Consider the following 1,081-nt stretch of genomic DNA (forward strand, 5'->3'; position numbering starts at 1 on the left):
ACCCGAACGCCACCGAGTTCCGCTGGGTCCAGGAGGAGCCGGCAAACCAGGGAGCGTGGCCACTGTTCGGTCTGGCATTCCCGGAGCTCATGCCCGACGTCCTGAGCGGAATCAAGCGAGTGTCGCGTCGTGCGATGTCCGCTCCGTCCTCGGGCTCGAGCAAGGTCCACGCCGTCGAGCAGCTCGAAATCATCGACGAGGCGTTCTCCGGCGTCGGCGAGTAGTTTTACCCGCTCTTCTCTGCAGCGAACGGCGCATTCGGTCACCTCGCGGGGTGATCGAATGCGCCGTTCGTTGTTTTCAGGCCCGGCCCACCATCGCTTGAATGGTCCATCCATACGATCAGATAGCTAGCAGGTGACATTCAAGCGGACCCGGCGGCCGGCAGGCCCGGCCCACCATCGCTTGAATGGTCCATCCATACGATCAGATAGCTAGCAGGTGACATTCAAGCGGACCGGGCGCCCAGCGGACCGGGGCGGCCGACCTCAGTCCGACGCCACACCTGTCCCGAGGAGCCCCGCGATCATGCTCGGCGCGAGGGCCAGCGCGGGGAGAGCCCCGACGTTGAGTTCGATGAGGTCGTCCCTGCTGATCTGAGGGTTGCGCAGCCACGAGATGGTGGCCTCCTCGACGAATGCGATCCAGCCTCGTACCGCTAGTTCCGTGGTCGGGTTGGCCTCGACGTTCAGCGTGTACAGGTTCGCGACGGTTCGGTCGGCCATGGTCGTGCGGGTCTGTTCGAATACTTGGCGCATGTCGGGGTCTCCCGTCGCCGATCCACGGAGCAGCGAGATGAATGTTTCACGATTTTCGGTGACGTAGTCGACGTAGTTCGCAATCGAATCCCGCAGAGTGTCGTAGGGTTCGAGGGTCATATCCGGTGCTGTGCGCTCGAGCATCGTCTTGCTTGCTTCGCGGACGATCGCGAGGTGAAAGTCCTGCTTCGACGAGAAGTAGTGGAACAGCAGCCCACGCGAGACTCCGGCCTGATCGGCGATGTCTTCGACGGATACTTGCTCCAGTGGTCGGTCCGCCAGCATTTCCGTGCCGAGTTCGATCAGCTGGGCACGCCGCTCTT

At 62.8% G+C, this 1,081-nt stretch carries 2 protein-coding genes; one reads left to right on the top strand and one right to left on the bottom strand.

What is annotated here, in order from left to right:
* Positions 1–224 (top strand): hypothetical protein (locus A2J03_RS04020; protein WP_156520190.1); only part of this gene is annotated, 224 nt, incomplete at its 5' end.
* A gap of 264 nt (positions 225–488) precedes the next feature.
* On the opposite strand, the gene A2J03_RS04025 is transcribed toward A2J03_RS04020, so the two are convergent.
* Positions 489–1,081 (bottom strand): TetR/AcrR family transcriptional regulator (locus A2J03_RS04025; RefSeq protein ID WP_068370007.1); only part of this gene is annotated, 593 nt, incomplete at its 5' end.

This window comes from Rhodococcus sp. EPR-157, from assembly GCF_001647195.1.
Taxonomy (GTDB): domain Bacteria; phylum Actinomycetota; class Actinomycetes; order Mycobacteriales; family Mycobacteriaceae; genus Rhodococcoides.